This window comes from Candidatus Poribacteria bacterium, assembly GCA_028820845.1.
In the GTDB taxonomy this organism is placed as follows: Bacteria; Poribacteria; WGA-4E; order WGA-4E; family WGA-3G; genus WGA-3G.
The window spans coordinates 19,040-42,646 of the sequence record JAPPII010000066.1; the positions used below are offsets into that span (position 1 = coordinate 19,040).

Genomic DNA, 23,607 nt, shown 5'->3' on the forward strand with positions numbered 1-23,607 from the left:
ACTACCTAATGAGGCCATACTGTTTTTCTGCCAGACTCATTGCCTGAGGTAAATAGCGATTCCGCAGATGATCTCTCTGTATTCTTAAAACTGCAGCTGCCTCTTCAATGCTATGGACATCCCTACGGATTGCAAGGCGGCGCATTGCAACTGTCTGAGCTTCTTCAATTTCTCCACAATCCATTAACGAAATTGTATAGTTGCCCAGGAGATCTATATCATCTGGGAAATAAGTGAGTCCTTGTTCACATACCCTTTTAGCATCAAGGGATTTGTGGGCTAGGTTCAACGCTTGTGAATAATTTACGTAAAACACATCAGGCTTTTCTTGTAAAGGATTTAAGGTTGAATAGATTTCTAAGGCTTCATCGAGTCTGTCCTTTATGTTTTGTAGGCAGTAAGCGTAGTTGGCAGCAAAAGAATGACCGAAATGCCAGGTTGTTGAACCTGTTATTAAATTGGGAATGTAGCCGGGACGCAACAAAACTTCGGCTTCTGTATATCGGCCGAGCCCCATGAGGTTCTCTGCTTCCTCTAAATAGGGTTCGATGTCTTTTAGATTAAGAAGAACTACCCCTTTACCTTTGACACCTGCATTTGCGATAACTTGCTTCTGAGATGCATGACCTTTTCCAAGTGGATGTCGTTTGTAACGCTCAGAAATTACGCATCTATCCAAGGCAAATTTTTGTTTCTCAGCAACCACCAACAAATCTTGTTCAAGTTCTTCGTATGTCGTGTAGCGATCTTCTGGTTCTTTAGCTAAACACCGATTTATCACGTTCTCAAGCCCGAGTGTTGTCTGGCGAAACAAACCTCCAAGTTTAGGGGGCGAAACATGGAGATGTTGGTAGGCAATTTCCTGAAAACTGGTCCCGGTAAATGGAGGGCTGCCAGTTTCTAACTCAAACATTACACAGCCCAAAGCATAAATATCTGCTCGATGATCCACCAGTGCCGCATTTCTAATTTGTTCAGGGGCCGCATAGGTCACTGTTCCTAAGAAACTCCCTTGTTGTGTGCGATCTTTTCTATCTACGATAGATATATCTTTTCCTCTGCTTGCGACAACGAAAGCCCTTTGAAGTGGACGTGCCAATCCCCAGTCTGAAAGGTAAGCAAGCAATTCCTGGTCAAAGAGTATATTTGATGGCTTAAGGTCACGATGAATAATGCCAAGTTTCGTTTGTGCCCACTGTAGCGAACGCGTAATACGGACAATCGTTTCAAATTTCTGGGCGGGATTAAGCGTTGAAAGTGTCTTAGTGAGGTCGCCACCTTCCATCCATGTAGCCAAAATACAAGGAAACTCGTTTAGCCGGACGATGCGAATAGCCTCTACAACAGCGTCACATACGGAGGCAGATAACCACACATCTAATTCTTCGTGGAAGCGTTCAAAAGAATCTTGATCCCCAAGCAAATCGGGGCGAATACATTTAAGGGCATAAGTTTCAAGATTGGACAGACTCTTGAGTTGAAAACATATACCCATACCTCCAGGATGACTTGCAAGAATCTCAAATTCTGAACTTTGAACATTCAGGCATGCTGCAACTTCTGGCAGATTAATCCGAGAACCGGGATTCAAATAATCAAAACGGAACATGTATTCTCCATACATACTGATATGCTCATTTTCAGAATTGTAAGTAAACAGGACAGCTTAGGTCAAGAATAAGTGTTAACGGTAAATTTAACCTGCATTTTTATTGACTTTGTGACAGCAGTAACATACACTTTTTACATGAGCCAACAGAACTTATGCACATTGTCTCCATAAGCAAGATATATCATTAAAGCAGTCTATATTTTAGTTATTTAACCTCCTAAATTTCCCTTATCAGCGGACTTTAAGAGGAAATGTGTAAGTCATATTAGAATGTAATCCAGTCCTGACCTATCGCCGGTGCTATAAAACGGACGTATACATCGGAAAAACCGACCCAACAGAGACTCATCCATGCCCAGAGCATGTGTCGCTCGTTTAAACAGCTAACACAATTATACGCTCGCCGACGGATTGGTGCTTTCGAGAGTAGATCAATGACCCCACCGACCAAGTGACGCAAAGAGTGGCATCCGAAGGTGTACCCGCCTAAAAGGACGACATTCACTGCCAAGATGATGGTGCCTACGCCGATACCGAAAATTTTTCCACCGTTCCCGTCGTCAAACCAGAGGGCTTTCCATACGTCGTAAGCAAGGATCCCCACAAAGATGATTGCAATGTAAAGGAAGTATCGGTGGATGTTCTGTATAATCAATGGAAATGAATGTTCACCCCGATAGCCTTTACGCGGTTCTGACACTGTGCAAGAGGGCGGATCCGCCCAAAATGCCTTGTAATACGCACCCCGGTAGTAGTAACAGGTAAAACGAAACCCAAGCGGTGCCCACAAAATGAGGATAGCCGGTGTAATAAGACTTGGCATCCAGTCTGGCATCATGCCAAGCCAACTGTGATCAACGCTATGGGCAACTTTTTCTGTGCCGAAAAGCAGCGGTGAGTAGAAAGGCGATAGATAGGGGCCGTGAAAAAAGTGAGTCCCTTCAAAAACTCGAAAGGTTGCGTAGACGATGAATGCTCCCAATCCAACAAATACGGCTAACGGTTGCAGCCACCATGTATCTTTACGTTGGGTTTGGAAAGCGCGACTGTCCGTCAACGTGAGTTCTGGGTGTGTCATAGACGATTTTTCCTTATCTTCAATGGAAATTAAAAAACGAGTCTGGAGATTTTTATAATCAAACAGGTTTGGTTATTCTGTAATATTTTTTCTGATTTTACAAAGCACAGAAACCTTAACGCTTCAAATGGACCAGGGCGAAGGATATTCACAGCGTGAAAGTCTTTACCTGAATGATTCAGTCCTTTTTATTCGCTTCGGCTCCGAGATGGGATGGGGGCAGATATTTCCAACCAAGTGCTTTAAATTTTTTTTGTTCCGCCTTCAGATAATCGTGGAGTTCTTGCGCAGATTTAAATTGAGCAGCAAATTCTTCTTTCATGCGATAGCATTCTTCCAAGACAGGATCCATACGTATATCCGGTTTTTCCTTCATCTGAATCACCTCAATGAGTTCTATAGGTGTGCAGAGGGTTGTCGGTTGGAAGCCAGCGACGTGACAAACTTCGTTTATCAAATTCCGCTTGGTTTCATTCACAATATGCTTGTAATTCCAGGAAACCAAGTATTCAATGTTATTCACCGCGGCAAGGGCAATATGTTGTGCATCCGGGCGCGAACGTTGTGGTACAGCACCAGCGTCTATCAGGTTTTCCTCAAGTATAATAGCATCCAATGACACATCTAATACTGGTAGATCCGCCAACACTTCAAGCCTCCGCTGGGCTGCTATTACATCACCGCGACTGACCTCGTTGAGGACTATATCTGAAATCACAAATTCAAAATTCTCTGCGTATTCTGTCCACAGTTGTTGAGTTGCTTGCTGCCGGGAGGCTAACGTCGTATCATGGCTGGGACGGGCGACTAAGTAACTGACTACAGTTGTTTCGACATAGACTTTCGGTTTCGGTACACTATATTGTATCATACAATAAGACTTTTGTCAAATTAACAAGAAGATTGATAAGCACAAATAAACGGTTTATCATAATCTTCAGCGTCAAAACTCCGTCCTTTAGGTAGGAGATGTAGACGTTGTTTTCCTTGAAACAAGTGATTGAATCTGCTATAATACGCATTGTAATCGGCATAGGTTGTAGTTGATGCTATGGTAGATACGCTAAACAAGTGAGACAACTACGTAAAAGCCTTACAACTCTATACTTGTAAAAAATCTGCTTGACATACACAGTAGGGAAAGACAGGTCATGCTGAATCCCATTTGAAAATGTGTATCAAACTTTTCGTAAGGACACGTTTGTGTCGCAGTCGGGATAGCGTCTGTTGCAGTAGGCTACGTAAGTCTTTGACTGGAAGCAGTGGTCGTTGATAGCACGAATGCTTCTGTAAAACTTTTGCAGAAGCCTCGCCCTTTAGGACGGGGTCTATCACAGGACTAATGTATGCGTCAATGGTTCCCAACCCAGCAGACGTTTTGCTTTCGAGAGATTAATCTCCCTCTGTTCATGGTCGCCAGCAATGAAAAACGCATCAAAGCCTTCGTGTTCAACCGAAATAGCGGCGAGATAGGCGCGCGCCAGGTCTTCTTCATCCGTCCACCAGATATGCACTGAGGAATCTTTCGGTTGGGGGTAACGCTCAAGCCACTGCTCGCGTGTAGAGGGTCCTGTAATCCGTAGCGCAATCAGTGACATACCGTGTTCACGCGCAAAGTATTCGCAGACCTGCTCCCCAAATCCCTTCGTGAGTCCATAGACCCCCGGATTATCACGCGGCACAACATCTTCATAAGGGAAATTGTTGCGTGTCCGTTCATGGACAGTAAAGGTGCTTGTGTAGACTGCATGCCGAATGCCCATTTCTTTCGCAGCGTGTAGTACGATATGCAGCCCCTTTGCGTTCACCTCATAGTTTGCGACAATATCACTGAAATCGGCGACAGAGGACCGATCGCTCGTCGGTTGTAGCATTACCATATAGACAAACGTGTCTATCCCTTCCAGTGCCTTCTGAACAACGTCGGGGTCGGTAACAGAGCCTTGGATATATTCTACAGAGTTGTCTTTTGGCGGATTAAGGTCAAGCACTCGAAAATTGTGATCACTTTTCATGTAAGGGAGTGTCATCGTTCCAACATGTCCGGAACCGCCTATCAGTAAGACGTTCATGCTTAGTCTCCTATTTTGAACGTGCGATAAATCGCACTACTACAAGCGGATCCGTTCGTAGTAGGGCAATTCATTGCCCGTCAACTACCGAAATATTTATTGAAACCTTATAAAGATTATGCTACAGAAACTTTAGTACTACTCTTGATACGCATACGCCCGGTGCTGAATCCGCAAATCAAAATCGTCCTTTGGATCCCACGTCGGCATGTCTGATGGCACTTCGTAAGCAAACTGCTCTGTATCCGAAGGGTAGGGATTCGTACGGCGTTCGTGAAGGGCGCGTTGATAGAGTTTACAGCGTTGCGTCAGGAATTCCGATTGCCACCACTTATACGTCTCATTCCATCGCGGGGTACGCTGATCAAAATAAATAACCCGGCGGAGGGTCTCGCTTGTGTTGATTTTACTACCGTGCAAGACCTTCGTATGATGGAGCAGAATATCGCCGGGTTCGACCTCTGCTGGCACTGCATCCGCACGTTCAAAATTGACTTCACCTTTATCAATAATCTCTTGTGCCTCTTCAATCCCCCAGAGATGGCTCTTCGGGATGACCCAGACACATCCGTTATCAACAGTGGACGCATCTATGTAGATATCGATGTTGAAAATCGGATGATTCTCGCGAATTGCATTGCCATCCCTATGCCACCGCACAGAGGAGCCGTGTTTCGGCAGTTTGAAAACCAGGGATTCATAGCACGGTATAAAATCCGGTCCAACGATCCGATGGAGCAGATCCCCGATGAAAGGATGTGCTAACAATCGCAGGGAGAATTCGTTCGGATGCGAGTGCAAATAGGTTAAGTAATACGGAATACCTTCCGGTCCACGGTGGCACCATGGGTCTGCCGGTCCACCCGCCAAAATCTCGTCAATGAGCCTTTGACTTTCGTGTTGTATAACGGCAAGTTCATCGGGTTGGATGACACCTTTCAAGATAAGATAGCCGTTATCGTTGAAGAATTGAATTTCGTTATCAGTAATTTTTTCCATTTTTTATCTATGTGCCTCCTGAATCCAATCAAGCCGTCGGAATCGGACTATCAGCAATCGCGGTGTGCCACGCCGAGACGAATGCTTTCACAGATTGGTATCGCAACGCTTTATCTGTGTTTGTCGCCTTTTTCGCGACCTGCCACATAGCCTCGTTCCCTTTCCAGTCATTCTGGGAATCGCTACTATTCGCAAGCAGCACAAACGCCGTCCGACCTAACATAAAAACATTTGTTCTTTCGTCAATTCGCTCGCCTTTCTGAAACTCCTCTGGTGCCATAAAACGGCTTGAACCGTACAAGCGTCCCCGGTCATTTACGAAAGGTGCTGGATGGTAGTGATCGAAGTCGTACAGATGTATCTGTTTTTTCCCAAAGTCATAAATAATGCAGCCATCATAAAAATCTTCAGCGATGAAACCTCTCTTTTCAATAAGGAGGTGAACATCATAAATGACATTAAGTGCTGCGATAATCTCATCCGCTGGCAGTGCGCAAAACCTATCACGTGGATGGATTTCCCCGTCACGCAGTTCTCTTTCAGGACGCAAACCTTCGCCATCTACCCAGTTGTAGACCAGCGTGAACCCGTCGGGAGTGGTGAAAGTGTTGTGCAATTCAGGGAGTGCCTCGTGCTGGACAGCGGCGTGGAAACGAACGGCTTGCTTGAGCCATGTAAGGGTTTGAGGTGTATTACCGTGTTTAACGAACCAACGTTGGTTATCCACCGCTGCTTGGAACGATTGACATCTTGAGTCATGCTCTGGAAACCGAAACTTAACTTCACCAATCTGCTTTAAATAGTCATGGATATTTGTGTCAATCTCCGCAATATCCAGAAGTGGATGTTGGGTGGGCATTCAGTTGTCCTCAGGTATGGCAAAACGACTTCTTAATCATTTTGCAAGGTAAAAATAGCGGATACTAAAATATCTGCTTGCATGCTTTATCAAAATAGTATATCATATATCTGGACAAAATTTAACCTCATTTTCAAGAAAACCCAAAATTCGCCTTTATGTAACATAGCGTGCTATAGCAGATACAGGACCCCTTTTATGCGACATAACCTCTTCGTTCCGAACAAAATGCCTTATGCCAAAGGAAAAAACCGCCCGAATGTACCGTGTATCCTATGTGCCATCGTCGAAAAAAATGAAAAAGTTCAACGGCTTGAGGTACATCGAACTGATCGCTTTACAATTTCGCTGAATCTCTACCCTTACAGTCCAGGGCATCTCTTAATCTTTCCGAATCGGCATATTCTGGATGTCCGAGAATTAAGCCAAGAAGAGGTCCAAGAGCTTCACGAACTCCAATGCCTCTGTTTTGAGGTGTTGACGTGTGCCTATCAGCCACGGGGCTACAACGTAGGTTATAATATGGGAGATGCCTCCGGTGCCAGCATCGCGCATTTGCATCTACACGTTGTCCCTCGATATCCGCGTGAATTAGGGTTCATGGATGTTATAAGCGGTGCCCGTATTATCATTGAAGATCCGAACGCGACGCAGGAAAAACTCGTAGAAATATTTCAGGAACTGACAACTATTCAAGAAAGGAAACCAGAATGAGCAATCTCGCTTATGATTTGTTAGCCGAAACTTTAGAGAAACAGGGAATACAGGTCGAGGCAGTCAAAGCCCAACTCAAACAACAACACATTGAAACCCCCTCATGGGGTTATGGTAATTCCGGCACCCGATTCGGTGTGTTTGAACAACCCGGTGCAGCCCGAAACGCTGCGGAACGTCTGGAAGATGCTGCCACCGTCCACCGTTTCACCGGTATCGCCCCTACTGTCGCACTCCACATTCCGTGGGATAAAACAGATGATTGGGGGGCATTGAAGCAATACGCCGCTGAAGTCGGTATCGGTATCGGTGCGATTAACCCAAACGTCTTCCAAGATCAAGCGTATAAACTCGGAAGTGTCTGCAACCCGGATGCCGTTGTCCGCCAACTTGCAACCGATCACATGCTTGAGTGTGTTGAGATCATGGAAAAAACTGGGTCTGATCTGCTCAGTTTGTGGTTCGCAGATGGCACGAACTTCCCAGGTCAGTCAAACTTCAGGAAACGCAAAGGCTGGATGCAGGCCGCTTTAGCCGAGGTCTACGATGCACTTCCAGAAAACACTCGGATGCTCATCGAATATAAATTCTTTGAACCCGCATTCTACCACACCGACCTCCCTGATTGGGGGACCGCCTACCTCATGGCGACCAAACTCGGTGAGAAAGCGCAAGTCCTCATCGACTTAGGACACCACCCACAAGGCACAAATATTGAGTTTATTGTCGCTTACTTAATAGACGAGGGAAAACTCGGTGGATTCCACTTCAACTGTCGGAAGTACGCAGACGACGACCTGACCGTCGGCTCTATCAATCCACAGGAACTCTTCCTGATTTACACCGAACTCGTTGCCGCAGAACTCGATCCGGAGACGGAAACCGACATCGCCTATATGATTGATCAGAGCCATAATCTGAAACCGAAGGTCGAGGCGAGCATACAATCCGTCTGCAATCTGCAGAAGGCGTACGCAAAGGCACTTCTTGTTGACAGAGACGCTCTCGCAGCGGCTCAGGACGATGCAGACCTTGTTGAAGCGGAATCTATCCTCCAACGTGCCTATGAACTGGATGTGAACCCGCTACTGGAGCAGGTCCGCTTGGAGGTGGGACGCGATCCACACCCGTTGGCAGCTTACCGGAAAAGCGGTTATTATGAGAAAATTAGTGCTGCTCGCGTCGGGGGCGAAAGCCAGGGCTGGGCATAGGTGTCCTTGACAGCACTAACGACTTGTAGGCGAACGACTTGTAGGCGCGTTTTCATGAGGTCTCAATAAATATTTCGGTAATCGACGGGCAATGAATTGCCCTACTACAAACGAGTTTGTTCGTAGTAGTGCGATTCATCGCACGTTTTCTGACTCCAAGTGTATCCAACTTTTTACTACATCAAGCCCCGTCAGCAAAATTGATAAGAAATATGACCAAAATTAAAATCGGAATTATCGGTTCAGGGGGGATGGCACGCCACCATCTCACGCGATTCGCCGCTATGGAAGCCGCCGACCTTGTGGCAATCGCTTCCAGAAACGAACAGACAGGCACGCAACTCGCCACAGCGCATAAGGCAGCCTTCATTCCCGAATGGAGGCATCTTATTGAACGCGAAAATATAGATGGGATCGTTATCTGCACGCACAACGACAGCCACGGTGAGATTGCCCTCGCGGCGTTACAAGCAGACAAACACGTCTTTGTAGAATATCCGCTTACCAGTGATGTCAGTGAGGGAGAAGCGGCGTTGAAACTTGCCGAGAAGCGCGGGCGTGTGCTACGGGTCTCGCATCCAGAGGCGGTCTCCAACACCCACAAAGCACTCAAGGAGAAAATAAGTGAACTCGGCGACTTACTTCTCACTTCCTTTGTACGCCTCACACCCGGTCGCGGTGCCCGTCCTGAAATTCTCTTCAACTTACCCGTATCAGGAACGCCTGCCCACTTCTTCATCTATCATATCTATCCGATTGTAGATTTCTTTGGGGGTGCTGCGTCTGTCAAGAAGAGTGCTGTCTACGAAGGGTTAAGGGAGGATGGGCGATACGATAGGTTTGTCAACACACTTACTGTTGAGTTCAAACGTGGCGGTATTGGACAATGGACATGGGCAGGCGGGGTCGCTATTAACGCTGCCGAAGAGCACGAGCGATACGTTCTCACCGAAGGCACAATCAGCGATGCGGGTGGCGAATGGCACTGCACGTCCCCTGCTGGTGTGACACCGCTCTCAATACCAGATTCACCACAACCGACACTACAAGAGTTGTGGTTCTCCGAAATCCGGGATGCTGCACATCAACCGCCTTGTTTGGCGGACGCAGCAGTGGCACTTGAGGCGATCCGCATCAGCCTTGCGTCTGGGTAAGCTATGCCAAGGTCCGTTGAAACCACTCAACCGACTTGGCGATAACCGCTTGCTCCGATGCAACAGTGTTAAAAGTGTGGTCCCCCTGATCAATGATTTCAAGTTCCGTCGGTGCCTCACGCCCACGCATCAATTCGTAGTACCGTTTCCCGTGAGAGACCGGCACGACATCATCAGCACTCCCGTGGATGACGAGGAGCGCGCCCCTAAACGCCTGAAGGGTGGCAGAAGGCGATATTTTGGGAAGTTCCTCGTAGAACGCCTTCCCGACGATGTTTGGGTTTAAGAGTGCTATCTCCTCTGGGGTGGGAGTGTTTTTGGCTCTCTCCAAAATTTCATTCTTTCGATCTGGCGGATCGTCCGAGAGCGGTGCCCACATCACCGTTGACTTCACGCGGGCATCTTGACCAGAGACAAACGCTGCAACACATCCACCCATACTCAATCCGAGAATGCCAATTCGTTCAGCGTCTACACCCGGCATAGCAGTGAGTACATCAATTGACTTGATGGCATCCGAAACCTCACCACCGATAGTCATCTCTGAAAAATCGCCTTCGCTGTCCCCGGAACCCCGAAAGTCGAAACGTAGCACGTAAAATCCGATAGCCGCAAGTTCCCGTGCCGTCTTAACAAATATTCTATGCGGTTCAACCTTCGTGCCGGTGAAGCCGTGGAAGAAAGCAACTGCTGGACACGGCGCGTCACAACCTGTTGGTGAATGCAGTATCCCGTTTATCTGTTGGTCTTGATTGTAAAATACGATCGGTCTTTCCATTTTTGCTCCTTTTACCTTGACATTAAAACTTATTTATGGTAAACTTATCATATAATAACTTTTTATTTTCGTATGGTAAACGTTTATGGCGTTGAAATCAATCGGCTTGCAGATACCAAATCTATTGCGGGACTTATGTGAAACAGGAATCGTTTTCCTGTATCCTGCGAAATGCCGCGTTTGTGAGGCATTTCTTGAGGTTACGTCCATCCCTTATATCTGTGCCGACTGCTGGCACGATGTTCAATTCCTTGAACCGCCTTGGTGCGATATATGCGGCACACCCGATGTGAGAGGACTCTGTGATGAATGCGCCACTGCCCCACCGCGCTATGGCAAATTAAGGTCTATTGCATTCTACCAGACAACACTCCAAGACGCAATACATCTTTTTAAATTTGAAAAAAAGCAGGTATTTGCGGAACACCTGATTCATCTGATAAACGCACATATACCTATTGACTGTTGTATTGCAGACTATGACTTTATTCTACCTGTGCCGATTCATAAGAAACGGCTCCGAGAACGCGGCTTCAATCAGGCAACGCTACTTGCTAAAGGCATTGCGCAAACGGAAGGCGTGCCGATTCTCACAGACACATTAGTTCGACACCGCCATACAGTCGCGCAAAGCAGTTTGGGTATGGAGGCTCGCCAACACAATATTACGGGTGCTTTTGAAGTCCCGAACCCAGAGGTTATTCGGGACAAACGCATCTTAATCGTCGACGATGTTTTCACAACGGGTGCCACCATTCGTGAAGCCGTCAACGAGTTATGGAAAGCCGATCCCGCTGAGGTCGATGTGCTAACATTGGCGAGGACTTTAAATGCGTGATTTACACAGATAAGTCTGTGGTGACGCTGTTGGCATTGCCGGTTTCATGGCAAAATCATGAAACTTTTTCATTATGTATTACGTTTTATACGATGTTCACGTTGCAGTGAGGTTTGTAGACACGCTTTTACCTTAAAGCACACACTTTATGCCTAAAAGTTGTGCCTTAGAAACTACTTATCACTGGAATAATCCCTTAAACCTATAGTTCGGAGGTTAAACCTTTGCACTTAAATAGCATCAAAATTCGCGGTTTCAAGAGTTTCGCCGAAGAAGTTGAATTGGTCCTCGAACCCGGTATCACGACCATTGTCGGACCCAACGGTTGTGGAAAGAGCAACGTTTCCGATGCAATTCGGTGGGTACTTGGGGAACAGAGTGCTCGCTCTCTTCGGTGTGCTTCTATGCGTGACCTACTTTTCAACGGCGGTGCCAACTTCGCACCGGCACAGCGGACAGAGGTAGCATTATGTTTTTCAAATAATGGTTCAGGAAACGCGGATACCTTACCCCAGGATGCTCCTGCTAAAGTCGCCTTCGCATCTCCAGAAATTGAGGTCTCTCGACATCTCACCCGCGAGGGTGAAAGCCGCTATCTCATCAATCAAAATCCTTGTCGCCTCCGCGACATCAGCGAACTCTTCATGGATACTGGCATTGGTGTTGATGCGTATTCCGTCATGGAGCAGAGCAAGATTGACTTGATTCTGAACGTCCGCCCCGAAGATCGCCGATTTCTATTCGATGAGGTCGCTGGCATTACGAAATATAAACACCGAAAAAAGACCGCACTCCGAAAACTCGAACAGACCGAACAAAATCTCGTTCGTATCAACGATGTCATTCAGGAATTGCAACGCGAGACGGAATCACTCAAGGAACAGGCTGAGCAGGCGCGGCATTACAACGCACAACAAGCGCAGTTGAAGCAATTTGAATTAGACCTCGCGCATAGGGAATATGATAAACTCCGCACGGATTATCTCCAGGCACAAACCGACTTAGATGAGATTTTAAGTGCCACCACCGATGCCTCTGAACAGCTGAAAGCCGCTGAGGAGCATATTGAGAACGCCACACATCGACAGTCCGAATTAGATATAGCCATACGGACAGGACAGACCGGGCTTCGCGAGATTGAAACGAAAATTGAACAGATTGAGCGTCAGATTGTCCTTCACAAAGAGAGGCAGCTCAATATCCAACAGCAACGACAACGGGCACTCCAGGCTCTTGAGACTTTAAAGGCACAGCACACGGGCGTTCTCAACCAGCAAAAACAGCGAACCCAAGAACATCAAAAACTCGAAGCGTCTTTCAAGATAGAGGAGAGTCGCTTGGCAGCACGTCAGCAGCTGCTGAGGCAGCTGGCTGAACGTATCAATGCTTCTAAGGAATCTGTACGGGAAGCACAAACCGTTTTAGGTGAGGCGACAACTGAATTAGCGATGTGTGAACGCAAACGCTTGACGATCGAACATGAGTTGACCAGTAGAGAGGGCAACCTCAACCGCCTCAAAGAAAACGCTGACGTGTTGACAGCTGAACTCAAGACCGCTACTGACACCCACACTGAAGTTCAGCGGGCTGAAACACAATTAAAGGCGGAACTCGTTCAGATTGAGACCAAGCGGGATCAGGTCGAGATGGAGCTCGGCGAAAATCAGGACGCACTCCGTAAAGTTGAGGCTGAAATCAGCGGTTTACAGAATACACTCGGGAGTAGCGTCTCTCGATTGAAATCGCTCCAAGAATTGCAGTCCGCTTATGAAGGCTATTACATCGGCGTTCGGGCGATAATGCAAGCGAAAAACCACTATCCCGATCAATTTCGTGGGGTCTGTGGTGTTGTTGCCGAACTGCTCACGATGGACACCGAGTATGAAGTCGCCATAGAGGTCGCTCTGGGGAGTGCTGTCCAGAATGTTATCACTGAGACTGCTGAAGATGCCCAAAAAGGGGTCGCTTTCCTTAAGAAACATCGAGCCGGTAGGGTGACATTCCTCCCACTCGATATTTTGCGCAGACGCAGATTTCAGGATGATAAACTGCTTAATCAACCCGGTGTTATCGGTATTGCCGAAGAATTAATTGATTACGACCGTAAATATGAAGTTGCTATGCAGCATCTATTGGGGAATACCCTCGTTATCGAAGATTTAGATGCTGCGATCGCACTCACCCGTCGATTCCGTCCAACCGCACGTCTCGTCACCTTAGATGGGGAACTCATTAATACTTCAGGTGCCATCACCGGTGGTCACACAAATCAGCAAAAAGGTGGCCTACTGAGTCGCGCGCGTGAACTTGAGGAACTCGAAGACAAGATTGGGCGGTTGACCCAGACAAACAATAGGAAAACTCAGACGCGTAAAGCTTATGCGGCAAAAATAGCGAACTTGCAAAAAACTCGGCAGACACTCATTGCTCGGTGGCAAGATAAACGCGTTGAAAAAGCATCCTTAACTAAGGATATGGAGCAAGCGAATCTGCAGGTTACCCGGCTTAAGCAACAACTCTCAGAAGTCGAATCTGAAAACCGGATGTTGAGCCAAGCGATGGCAGTTTCACGCGAAGAACAAGAGACGCTTGCGGCTGACATCGCAAAACTCACCCAAAAGACCAAGCGGACGCAACGCTGGATTGAGCGCATGTCCGAGCAGATTGAGAGTGAGGACCGGAAACGCGCTGAAGTCGCGGATACCTGTCAGGAGATGGAAGTCTTCTTGGCGGGACAGCGTCAGCGGTTGCAAGGCTTGGCATCTGAAATTCAGTCGCTTGACGAGACGCAACAGCGGACAACAAAGGAGATGGCGGAACAGCAAGCACTTATCGACTCCGATGAACAGACCCGGATTGATCTCAGCGAACAGGTTGCCACAGCGCAACGCGAATTCCTCCGTTTGGAGGGAGATCGTGCTGAGGCTGAAGCGCACGTTGAGCAACTTACTGAAGAGCGCGAAACCCTTCTCCAAGAGGTAACCCTCCTGCAAAAGGAGATGCGCGCAACCCGCAGAAAGTTTGAGCAACAGAACCGCGCACGCCATAAACTTGAAGTCACAACCACACAATTGGAGATGCGCATAAAGTCTGTCTCAACCCGCATCCACGATAAATATCAGGTCTCCATTGATTCACTACCCCCACTAATGAATGATGAACAGGCGATGGACGAAATTGATCTCTTGGATAACATTGAAAAGTTGAAAGCAGAACTCACAGCAATGGGTGCCGTGAATCTCAAGGCGATTGAGGCGTATGAGGAACACAAGAAACGTCACGATTTTCTTGACGCGCAACGCGAGGATCTCCAGCAGTCCATTCAATCCACCTATCAGGCAATTCAGAAGATTAACCAGACCTCAAGAGAGGTATTTCTTGAGACCTTTGAGAAGGTACAGACCAACTTCCAAGAGGTGTTTACACAACTCTTCGGCGGTGGTGAAACCGAGTTGTTGCTAACGGATCCGTCCAATGTGCTTGATTCAGGCATTGATATTATTGCGCGTCCACCGGGCAAACGTCCACAGAGCATCACGCAGCTTTCGGGTGGAGAACGTTCACTCGTCGCAATTGGATTGCTCTTTGCCGTCTTCAAAATCAAGCCGAGTCCTTTCTGTGTGCTTGATGAAGTGGATGCTGCCCTTGACGAAGCAAATGTACTCCGATTTGCCAATCTCATTCGAGCCTACACTGAGAATACACAGTTTGTGATTATCACGCACAACCGTCGCACGATGGAAATCGCTGATGCGATGTACGGCGTGACGATGGAGCAAGCCGGTATCTCAAAGATTGTCTCTGCCAAGTTTGCCGAGTAATCGCTCTACATCGGGGTTACAAACCCCTCCTACAGGGTATGGACAAACTGAATCGGAATCACCTCACAATTCTGCCGCTTTCTAAACGCCGACACAAAATGACGGTGGCAGATGTCTATGCCCTGGATGCTGAGACCCCACCCCCTGATAATCCGAGACTCTCTGTTGTTGCTGATCGAATTGCGAAGGCACACCGCGATGGAAGGCAAGTCATCTGGATGATGGGGGCGCATGTTATGCGGCGCGGCAACTCCCGATTCATCATCGACTTGATGGAACGCGGTATCCTCACACACCTTGCTACCAACGGCGCGTGTGCCATTCACGATTTTGAACTCGCACACATCGGTGCTACGCTTGAGGATGTCGAAGACTACATCTATGACGGTAAATTCGGCAATTGGGAGGAGACCGGACGCTACCTGAACGAAGCGATTGTTCGTGGGTATCAAGATAAAATCGGGTTTGGGGAAGCAATCGGTAGGTTAATCGAGGAAGGCGAGATGGACATCGCTTTTCCGTACCGCGATGTGAGTATGTTCGCCGCTGCCTATCGACTCGGTGTACCTTTCACCGTTCACAAAGGCATCGGGTTTGACATTATTGATCAACACCCTGCTGCCGATTACGCCGCAATGGGATGGACAACGGGTGAGGATTTTCTCCGTTTTGCCCAAAGCGTGTCGCAATTGGAAGATGGCGTTTTTCTTAATTTAGGCTCCGCTGTCATGGGACCCGAAGTCTATCTCAAAAGCCTCTCCATGGCACGAAACATCGCCTTTCAACGCCGTGAGGAGATTCGGCATTTCACGACCGCAAACTTCGATATTATCGACTTCCCCGACTTCCGAGATGAAGGGTCGCCTACCGATGCGCATTACTACCACCGTCCCAAAAAGACCATTCTCATCCGCACTGTCAAAGATGGGGGTGAGGGTTACCACATCTCCGGCGATTTCTCAGTGACCGTCCCACAGTTATACCGTCTGGTGATCGCGTCTCTGTAGAGAGTCGTGTTTGTTAGATGGTTGCTACCCCATTTAAAAAGACAATTCTCTTGTGGCATTTTGGAATAAACTTTCCAGAGATTTCAATCTTAATTCTCGCGTGAAAAAACTTGACACATTTTTCTAAACATTTAAAATTATAAGAAATGTTTGGGTTCTAAACGCGTACTTTCAAATAGGTTACTAAGGAAATCAGAATCTAAGGAGAAAATGAGCCATGAAAACGAAATTGTCCCTCTTTGTTCTGCTTTTAGTCGGTTTCGTAATTCCTATCACGGTGATTCAGTCCGCAGGAGCTGAGGACCCAAGAGTAAAAATGGGACTTGTCGCACTTTGGACCTTTGACAAAAACACCGTTCAAGGGAAAGACGTTGAAGATGTTTTCGGGAAAAATAGCGGAACCATTACTGGTAAACCCGCCCAAATCGACGGGTTTAGCAGTGAAGCTCTCAATTTTGACGGTGTTGTTGATTTGGTACGAATGGGTGAGGACATCTTCTTCCCTTCTGTGACGATGGAGGCGGTTATTAAGCCCACCCTTGGTACACGAAATCCGATCTATGACAAATACAACTACGGCATTCAACTGCTTGATAACAATAATGTTGGCATCTGGATTCGAGCGGACACGGCAAACGCCGCAAAACATTGGCCCTCCGCTTATACACCGTTTCCTACGGATGGCGAGTGGCATCACGTCGTTGGGGTTGTTGAGAACAAAAAGTCTGTCCGAATCTACCTCGATGGTGAATTAAAAAAGATGACTCCAGCACCTGATCAAATCAGTATCGCCTATGGTGCAGCACACAAGCCGACCATCGCCTACACACAACACTTGGGCGGTATCTGGTACGCCGGTGGCATTGACGAAGTTGCCATTTTTGAAGGCGCGTTAAGTGATGCCGATGTGAGAAAATTGCATACACTGGCGTTGGCAATTGAACCGACGGGAAAACTGGCGATAGCTTGGGGTGAACTCAAGACTAAAAATTAAGGTGCCACAGAGAAAGTGAATCGCAAGTTTCCTTGAGGAAGGACGCACTTAAGGAGTCATTACTTACGTTGTAAATAAATTGCCTTTCTCCCATCTATGCTAATAAACGCTGCTTCGATGGCCGACTTCGAGAACAGTGATCTCTCTTGTTTGCCGATTGAAGGTATAGATTACTCGGTAATCATTGACACGTAAACTGAACTTTCCTCTATGTCGTCCTCGGAGAGCTCTGTGGCGATGTTTATCTCAGTTTTCGCATAATACTTTTAGCCTGTCAAGAATTTGCTGTTCAATCGTCGCATCTAAACGGGCAAAGTCACCTTCCGCTTTTGGCATAATTTCCAGACGATACATTACCACTTCAGCCCTAATTCTTTTGCAACTCCCTTGATCGGGATTAATTCAGCGGTTCCTGCTTCAACCTCTGCAACGCTTCGCTCCAACCTTTCAGCTACCTCTGGGCGCAACTCCAACCCTTCATCGGGGTCATAGTCATAATCTTCAAGAAACTGTTCTAACTCCAGATAATAGACGAAAAAATCAAGGAATTCTGATTTCAATTGTTCCGCTGCGGCAGCCGTTGGTGCCACCTTCTGCAACTTAACAATCCGCTCCCGTGCAGCAAAAAGTCCCCAATTCGCAAAGGTCTCCATCAACGCACGGAACCCCTCATCGGATAACGCCGATACCTGTATTTCTGGTTGCGGATCGGTGAGTAAAGGCTTGTCGCTCATCCGTCGCGCGATACGTCCTATAGGCGAGGTTTTGCGTGCGGCTTCCACAACTGCCACGCGTCGCTGTAGGGGAGCAAATCTATCAGAGGCACGCAGTATTGAAAGCAGGTCTTCTTCACGTTCCTCTAACTCAAATGCCAGCCCGCAATAGCCTTCATAAAATTCACGGAACTCAGCTTCCAGTGCATCCCGATCCGCGTTCTCAGCAAGCAAAGACACAAGTCGTTCCCGCGCCTCAAAGAGCGCACGGTCTACCATTGGTGTCAGCCAAGTGCTAAATTGCGCGTGGCTCATACCTGTTATATCGTGTTTCATTGGATTCTCCTTCTAACCGACCGATGCAATCTCCAAGTTGTCTTTCCAATGTTTCTGTAGCATCCGCTTCAGTAATTGGTGCTGCTGCGCGTCCAGTCGTGGATCCGCTTTGATTAATGATTCTGCCTCTTTTTTTGCGGCTTCCAAAAGTGAGGCGTCCTGGATAATATTCGCAATCTTGAAATTCGGAATACCCGATTGGCGGGTGCCGAAGAACTCACCCGGTCCGCGGATATTCAAGTCTGCCTCCGCAATCTGAAAGCCGTTGTTCGTCCGAATCATCGCTTGAATCCGCTGATAGGAATCATCGCCTCTCGGCGAAGCGACAAGATAACACGCCGATTGATGCTTACCACGTCCAACGCGCCCGCGCAGTTGATGCAACTGTGAGAGTCCAAACCGCTCGGCATTCTCAATCGCCATCAACGTCGCGTTCGGCACATCAATACCCACCTCGATTACCGTTGTTGAGACGAGGATATCGATGTGTCTGTCCTTGAATCTTGCCATGACCTCCTGTTTCTCAATGGATTTCATCTGTCCATGCAGCAAACCCACACGTAAGTCTGGAAACACGTCGTTCTGGAGATGCGATGCCATTTCTGTTGCGGCTTTGAGTTCTTCCAGTTTTTCCGACTCTTCAACGAGCGGGTAAACAACATAAGCTTGCCTGCCACGCTGGATCTCTTTCCGAAGCGTCGTATATAACTTTTCCCGATCATTCTCCTTTATCCAACGCGTCCGAATCTGCTGTCTACCGGGTGGCATTTCATCGATGACAGATACATTTAAATCCCCGTAGAGCGTCAAGGCGAGTGTTCTCGGAATTGGTGTCGCTGTCATGACGAGGACATCGGGCGCCGGGGCAGCTGTATCAAGATGCTTCTGTGCTTCAGTCGCAGATTGCGCTTTGTTACGGAGCGTTGCGCGTTGCATCACACCGAATCGGTGTTGTTCGTCGATGATAACGAGTCCAAGTTTATGGAAATCTACGCCTTCTTGTATCAAAGCCTGTGTCCCGACGATGAGGTCTGCAGTGCCGTTAGCAATCGCCGCCAGTGCTTCTTCACGCTCCGCTTTGGGGAGGTCGCTTTTCAGAAGTACAACGTTTATTTTTCGTTTATCCTGTTGCTCTGTTTCTATGGACACATCGCGATGCATATCCTTGAACATATCAGAGAGGTTGTAATAGTGCTGCTCGGCGAGGATTTCAGTCGGCACCATCAGGGCACCTTGGTACCCATTTTCGATAGCACACAGGAGTGCCATCGCTGCGACAACAGTTTTCCCCGAGCCGACATCCCCTTGGATGAGTCGATTCATCACCTTTTTTTGCTGCATATCGTTCAGGATTTCTCTGAAAACCCGTTTTTGGGCACCCGTCAACTCGTAAGGCAGCGAAGCCGTGAAATCCGATAATAGAGAGGGCGAGGTGTTTCCCGAATCCATTCCAACCCGAAATGCAATACCCGCTTCCAAGGTCTTTCGCTCTTTTTTCATCTCCATTCCGGCACTCAGAAGGAAAAATTCTTCAAAAGCCAACCGTTTTTGTGCAGCTTCTTGGTGTGCCTCTGATGTTGGAAAATGGATCTCGTTGATGGCGAGTTGTCGGTCGATTAAACCTTGTCGTTTGCGGAGTTCGAGCGGTAGGATTTCAGGAATCTCTTGCCCGTATGCGTCAAGAGCCGTCCGCATCCATGTACGCAACATTTTTGCCGTCAGTTTCGCCGTGAGTGCATATTTCGGCACAATCCGTTTCGTGTGAATCAGGTTGTCTTCCTCGAATAATTCAAACTCGTAGTCAGTCGCTTGGATTTCGTTATAACGGCGCGAGAACTTACCACTGACGACCACTTCAGTATCCACGGGCAGTAGGGACTTCATAATACCGATACGCCGACCGAAATTAACGAGGACGGCTACCCCGGTCCCATCGTAAATTGAGATCTTACCGATGCGTTTGCCCTTCGCTGTCGGAGACGACGTGTGGTTAACGACCTTACCGTGAATCGTCTCCGGTTCGTCATCTTCAGTTCTTCCGACCCTATAAATCTCCACTGTCTTGGAACGGTCGATGTAGTCACGGGGGTAGTATGCCAGCAGTTCGCCAACGGTTTGGAGGTTAAGTTCTGACAGAAGCATTGCCGCACGGCGGGGGCCGATCCCTTTGAGATACTGCAGCGATTCGGATAAGAAATCGAGCAAGCTCAGATCTGTTGAAACGGGAATATCTGAGATTGGGACGGATGCCGTCGGTTTTTCTGTAGCGGTGTTTTGGGTTTGTGTGGGAGGAACCTCTGCGTCTTGGAAGAGTGGTAGTGTCTCTTTGCGTGCCCTCTGCGTTGTGCGTTCCGTTGTTGGTTCCTGCTTGGGAGACGCGCTGTCCGATCGGTTCACTTTCTCTTGAAAGAGCGGCAGCGACGCTGTTTGTGCCTTTTTTCTCCTTGTGGGATGGGTTTCTAACCTCGAATGGGTTTGTTGCTTGTGTCCGAGTGCCGTGTCAATACGTTTTGTTGCTTCTTCAAGCGTGCGTTGTCGTTCAATTGGCGAAGCACTTGTGTAATTTTTAAAGAGGTCGGCTAAGTTATGCAGGACCTCTTTTTCAGTTACTGCTAAGTCAAGGGCATCTCCATTTTTTACCCACAACTGGACATAACTTCCTAACCCGTTGACAACGACATCGTCTTGGCACCCTTTTCGGCGTTCTTGTTGGAAGGGACGGCGGATGGTGTTAAGAATTGTTGTGAAATTATTCATATCATATTAGACGCAAATTCAGCAAAAACGTTGAACGTTTGTAGCAAAATAGGGTTGACGCAACATCGTAAATCGCCTATAATCTTCTTCAGTTGACGGACTCGCGATATTTGGCATGTAATTCTTTCCAGTTCATGAAAAGGAGCGACACTATGCTATCTCCATATTTGACGGATGTCCAACAGAAAGAGTGGCAGAAAGAGGGGTTTCTGATTATTAAAAACGTCCTCTCGCCTGAAGAGATTCAAACGCTTTTAGGAGCTGTAGATTCTGTGATTGAAACCTACGTCCAAGAGACCCCGAGCTTACAAGGCAATAATCGGTTCGGAAAAGGGGCTTATACAATCATCCGCGCAATTGAGCGGACGGATGCGCTTGACCCACTCACTGACCATCCACGCACCTTCGGTACGATCCTCTCGTTGATGGGGCCCTATCTTCAGATTATGGGAACGCAGATCTACGTCCGACACCCAGATGTAGATGCTTTGATGGGGTTTCATACAGATGCTGGACCCTCGCTCCAACGGATTCATCCGCATGAAGACAGTTTACCCCTGCAATTTAAAATCCAGTTTTTCTTAACCGATTTGACTGAACCCAACCAAGGAAATTTTATGTGTGTACCCGGTAGCCATAAGGTCCCGTTCCCTGAAAGTAGGTTTGAGAAAGGCGAATATCCTGAAGGGGCTATTCAAGTCCTTGCAGAAGCAGGAGATGCCGTCATCTTTCCTTGGGCTATGTGGCACGGGGTCGGACCGAATCGGACGGAACGTATCCGCAAAAGCGTCACCTTCCGTTATGGACAGATGTGGAGCCGTCCTTACGATTACGATAAACTGCCCGCCGATGTACTCACACGAATGACACCACGCCGCCGCAGATTGTTTGGCGATATGGGTGAGGACCATCATCCAACCGATTACTTCAAACCCCACGATCAACTTGAAATGATTTACGGGGACGACTGGCATGTACCGCTCCCGTGAGGGCACCTCTTGTGAGTGTGTTCGGAAACTCACTATGATAGTGGTTGAATACTGAGACTGGCCTAATGCACTCGGATGATGCGGCGTCCTGTGAAAGTTTGACCAAACATATCAGTTGTACGGACGTAGATAACATGCGTTCCTTTTCGGACATTCACTGGGAGTTTCGTTTGCCAGATATGCGTTGATTTTACAATTCCGCTAAGTGCTTGCCCCCTTTGTGGCAGTTCACCCTCTTCCTTTAACTGAGACTTCAGGGTTTCTCGAAGCGCGGTATGCAATCTCCGCTCAAGGTGGTTCGTATCGTCCCGTGCCTTGAGTGCTTTATAGTAGGGATCTTCCTGAGGCGTATAGGTCATTGGTCTCCATTCCCCAACTTCGCCCAAACGAATTTCAACTGTTGAGCGTTTGGTGCCGCCAAAAACGTTAACGATGACATCTGTTTCGCCAGTTTCTGTTGACGCAACTTCCCAGGGTGCCCAGATATTCATCTGATAATCCACTGGACGACGGGCGGCTTTAAATCGAATTGAATACTGATTTCCACTGAATGTGAAGATGCCGTATCCGTTAGGTGCACCATCTCGCATGGTTGTGTGTGGAATCCCGATTTCATCAAGCGTGCCCCGCCACCAAGACCCTGATGTGGTTGCATGATTGTGGTGATGATGTGAATCGTTTCCGTGCCAACCGTGCTCCGGTCCGACGAAGTCATCCCGTTGGAAGTGCGTGTGTGCTGACAGGGATAACGTATAGGGTCGATCGCCGAGCAGATTCATCAATTGCTTCACATCACGCATCTCGGTCAACGGGATATGTAGGGATACAACAACAAGCTGATCTTTCGGCACAAAAGCAAGGTCGTTTCGCACGAATGTCAACTGCTGTTCTCCCACCTCACTCAAGTAGCGAGGGTTGTCTTCTTCATCGCGGTGAAAATACACATTGTCGATGTTGATGAAATGGATAGGTCCCCAGTCAAACGAATAGCACGCGGGCCCATAAACACGTTCAAATGTCTCATCGGCGTACCGATCATCCGTAGCAAGAAAGTTCATATCGTGATTACCGTGGACGTTGTACCACGGTATCCCAACGGTAGCCATCACTTCGTTAAGTGGGTGAAATAAATCTAAATCGTCGCCTACCAAATCACCAAGACTGATTCCGAACACCGCATCGATTCCAATAACTTCCTCAATCACATCATGTGCTAACCACTCAATCTCTTGCATATTATAGGGCTGTGTATCCCCGAAAACGAGTACCTTGAAGGTATCCGCTTCAGACTGTTCAGTGAGCGGAAAATCAACTGATTCTGGTAGTGGACCCGTCGGTGCAATGCCGGCATACTTCAGTCCTTTGGGTGAACCGTGCGGTTTGTGAATGTAATAAAATTTTGGGAGACGATTTGCATCAACCGGTGTCATAAACCCACGGGGCTTAATCACAAAAAGGATGGTGTCATCACTGACTGAAAGCGAGTATTGCCCGTTAGCATCGGTTTGGACAACATCCTGTCCATTGGAGACGCGAACCCCAGGCAGCCCCTTCTCGTTATCATCCTTCACTTGGTTTCTATTTGTATCCAGAAATACAGTACCCGTTGCGGTTAAATTTGCTGCTACACTGTTTCCAATTGCGTAAAAAATCAAAATGGCGATTAAAGCCACAA

Annotated in this window: 18 protein-coding genes and 1 pseudogene; 8 read left to right on the top strand and 11 right to left on the bottom strand. The window is 47.7% G+C overall.

Annotated elements, in window-relative coordinates:
* Position 1: 1 nt before the first annotated feature.
* The 6 genes from OXN25_13380 to OXN25_13405 form a co-directional block, all read right to left on the bottom strand.
* A complete protein-coding gene (locus tag OXN25_13380; GenBank protein MDE0425849.1) occupies positions 2–1,609 on the bottom strand; it encodes a serine/threonine-protein kinase in 1,608 nt (535 codons plus the stop codon).
* Positions 1,610–1,877: 268 nt separating this feature from the next.
* The gene (locus OXN25_13385) at positions 1,878–2,690 is read right to left on the bottom strand and encodes a succinate dehydrogenase (GenBank protein ID MDE0425850.1); all 813 of its coding nucleotides are present in this window, start codon (positions 2,688–2,690) and stop codon (positions 1,878–1,880) included.
* 178 nt (positions 2,691–2,868) lie between these two features.
* Positions 2,869–3,561, bottom strand: coding sequence for a type II toxin-antitoxin system VapC family toxin (locus OXN25_13390; protein MDE0425851.1), 693 nt, complete (start codon positions 3,559–3,561; stop codon positions 2,869–2,871).
* A 460-nt stretch (positions 3,562–4,021) separates the two neighbouring features.
* Positions 4,022–4,762 (bottom strand): NAD(P)-dependent oxidoreductase, encoded by a 741-nt coding sequence (locus OXN25_13395; protein ID MDE0425852.1) that lies wholly within the window; start codon positions 4,760–4,762, stop codon positions 4,022–4,024.
* A 138-nt stretch (positions 4,763–4,900) separates the two neighbouring features.
* Positions 4,901–5,761 carry a phytanoyl-CoA dioxygenase family protein gene (locus OXN25_13400; protein ID MDE0425853.1) on the bottom strand — a complete coding sequence of 287 codons (861 nt, stop codon included), beginning with the start codon at positions 5,759–5,761 and terminating at the stop codon, positions 4,901–4,903.
* Positions 5,762–5,789: 28 nt separating this feature from the next.
* Entirely contained in the window at positions 5,790–6,620 is an 831-nt protein-coding gene (locus OXN25_13405) for a serine/threonine protein kinase (GenBank protein ID MDE0425854.1), read from the bottom strand.
* A gap of 198 nt (positions 6,621–6,818) precedes the next feature.
* Here OXN25_13405 and OXN25_13410 point away from each other — a divergent pair, with 198 nt between their 5' ends.
* From OXN25_13410 to OXN25_13420, 3 genes are all read left to right on the top strand, one after another.
* A complete protein-coding gene (locus OXN25_13410; protein MDE0425855.1) occupies positions 6,819–7,334 on the top strand; it encodes an HIT domain-containing protein in 516 nt (171 codons plus the stop codon).
* Complete coding sequence (gene rhaI, locus OXN25_13415) at positions 7,331–8,545, top strand: L-rhamnose isomerase (GenBank protein ID MDE0425856.1); 1,215 nt, start codon at positions 7,331–7,333, stop codon at positions 8,543–8,545. The genes OXN25_13410 and rhaI overlap by 4 nt, the downstream gene beginning before the upstream one ends.
* Positions 8,546–8,757: 212 nt before the next feature.
* Positions 8,758–9,699, top strand: a complete 942-nt coding sequence (locus tag OXN25_13420; protein ID MDE0425857.1) for a Gfo/Idh/MocA family oxidoreductase — start codon at positions 8,758–8,760, stop codon at positions 9,697–9,699.
* A 1-nt stretch (position 9,700) separates the two neighbouring features.
* Here the strand turns inward: OXN25_13420 and OXN25_13425 are convergent, their stop codons facing one another.
* A complete protein-coding gene (locus OXN25_13425; GenBank protein MDE0425858.1) occupies positions 9,701–10,477 on the bottom strand; it encodes an alpha/beta fold hydrolase in 777 nt (258 codons plus the stop codon).
* A gap of 85 nt (positions 10,478–10,562) precedes the next feature.
* Here OXN25_13425 and OXN25_13430 point away from each other — a divergent pair, with 85 nt between their 5' ends.
* From OXN25_13430 to OXN25_13445, 4 genes are all read left to right on the top strand, one after another.
* The gene (locus OXN25_13430; GenBank protein MDE0425859.1) at positions 10,563–11,315 is read left to right on the top strand and encodes a ComF family protein; all 753 of its coding nucleotides are present in this window, start codon (positions 10,563–10,565) and stop codon (positions 11,313–11,315) included.
* A 224-nt stretch (positions 11,316–11,539) separates the two neighbouring features.
* Positions 11,540–15,136 carry a chromosome segregation protein SMC gene (smc, locus tag OXN25_13435; GenBank protein MDE0425860.1) on the top strand — a complete coding sequence of 1,199 codons (3,597 nt, stop codon included), beginning with the start codon at positions 11,540–11,542 and terminating at the stop codon, positions 15,134–15,136.
* 38 nt (positions 15,137–15,174) lie between these two features.
* A complete protein-coding gene (locus tag OXN25_13440) occupies positions 15,175–16,143 on the top strand; it encodes a hypothetical protein (GenBank protein ID MDE0425861.1) in 969 nt (322 codons plus the stop codon).
* A 217-nt stretch (positions 16,144–16,360) separates the two neighbouring features.
* The gene (locus tag OXN25_13445) at positions 16,361–17,137 is read left to right on the top strand and encodes a LamG domain-containing protein (GenBank protein ID MDE0425862.1); all 777 of its coding nucleotides are present in this window, start codon (positions 16,361–16,363) and stop codon (positions 17,135–17,137) included.
* Between the two features lie 99 nt (positions 17,138–17,236).
* Here OXN25_13445 and OXN25_13450 read toward each other — a convergent pair.
* The 3 genes and pseudogenes from OXN25_13450 to recG form a co-directional block, all read right to left on the bottom strand.
* Positions 17,237–17,338: pseudogene (locus tag OXN25_13450) on the bottom strand (type II toxin-antitoxin system RelE/ParE family toxin).
* Between the two features lie 152 nt (positions 17,339–17,490).
* The gene (locus OXN25_13455; protein ID MDE0425863.1) at positions 17,491–18,186 is read right to left on the bottom strand and encodes a hypothetical protein; all 696 of its coding nucleotides are present in this window, start codon (positions 18,184–18,186) and stop codon (positions 17,491–17,493) included.
* Positions 18,187–18,198: 12 nt separating this feature from the next.
* Positions 18,199–20,943, bottom strand: a complete 2,745-nt coding sequence (gene recG / locus OXN25_13460) for an ATP-dependent DNA helicase RecG (GenBank protein MDE0425864.1) — start codon at positions 20,941–20,943, stop codon at positions 18,199–18,201.
* 152 nt (positions 20,944–21,095) lie between these two features.
* Here recG and OXN25_13465 point away from each other — a divergent pair, with 152 nt between their 5' ends.
* Positions 21,096–21,932 (top strand): phytanoyl-CoA dioxygenase family protein, encoded by an 837-nt coding sequence (locus OXN25_13465; GenBank protein MDE0425865.1) that lies wholly within the window; start codon positions 21,096–21,098, stop codon positions 21,930–21,932.
* Positions 21,933–21,994: 62 nt separating this feature from the next.
* Here OXN25_13465 and OXN25_13470 read toward each other — a convergent pair.
* On the bottom strand, positions 21,995–23,607 hold a 1,613-nt coding region (locus OXN25_13470), incomplete at its 5' end, for a calcineurin-like phosphoesterase family protein (protein MDE0425866.1).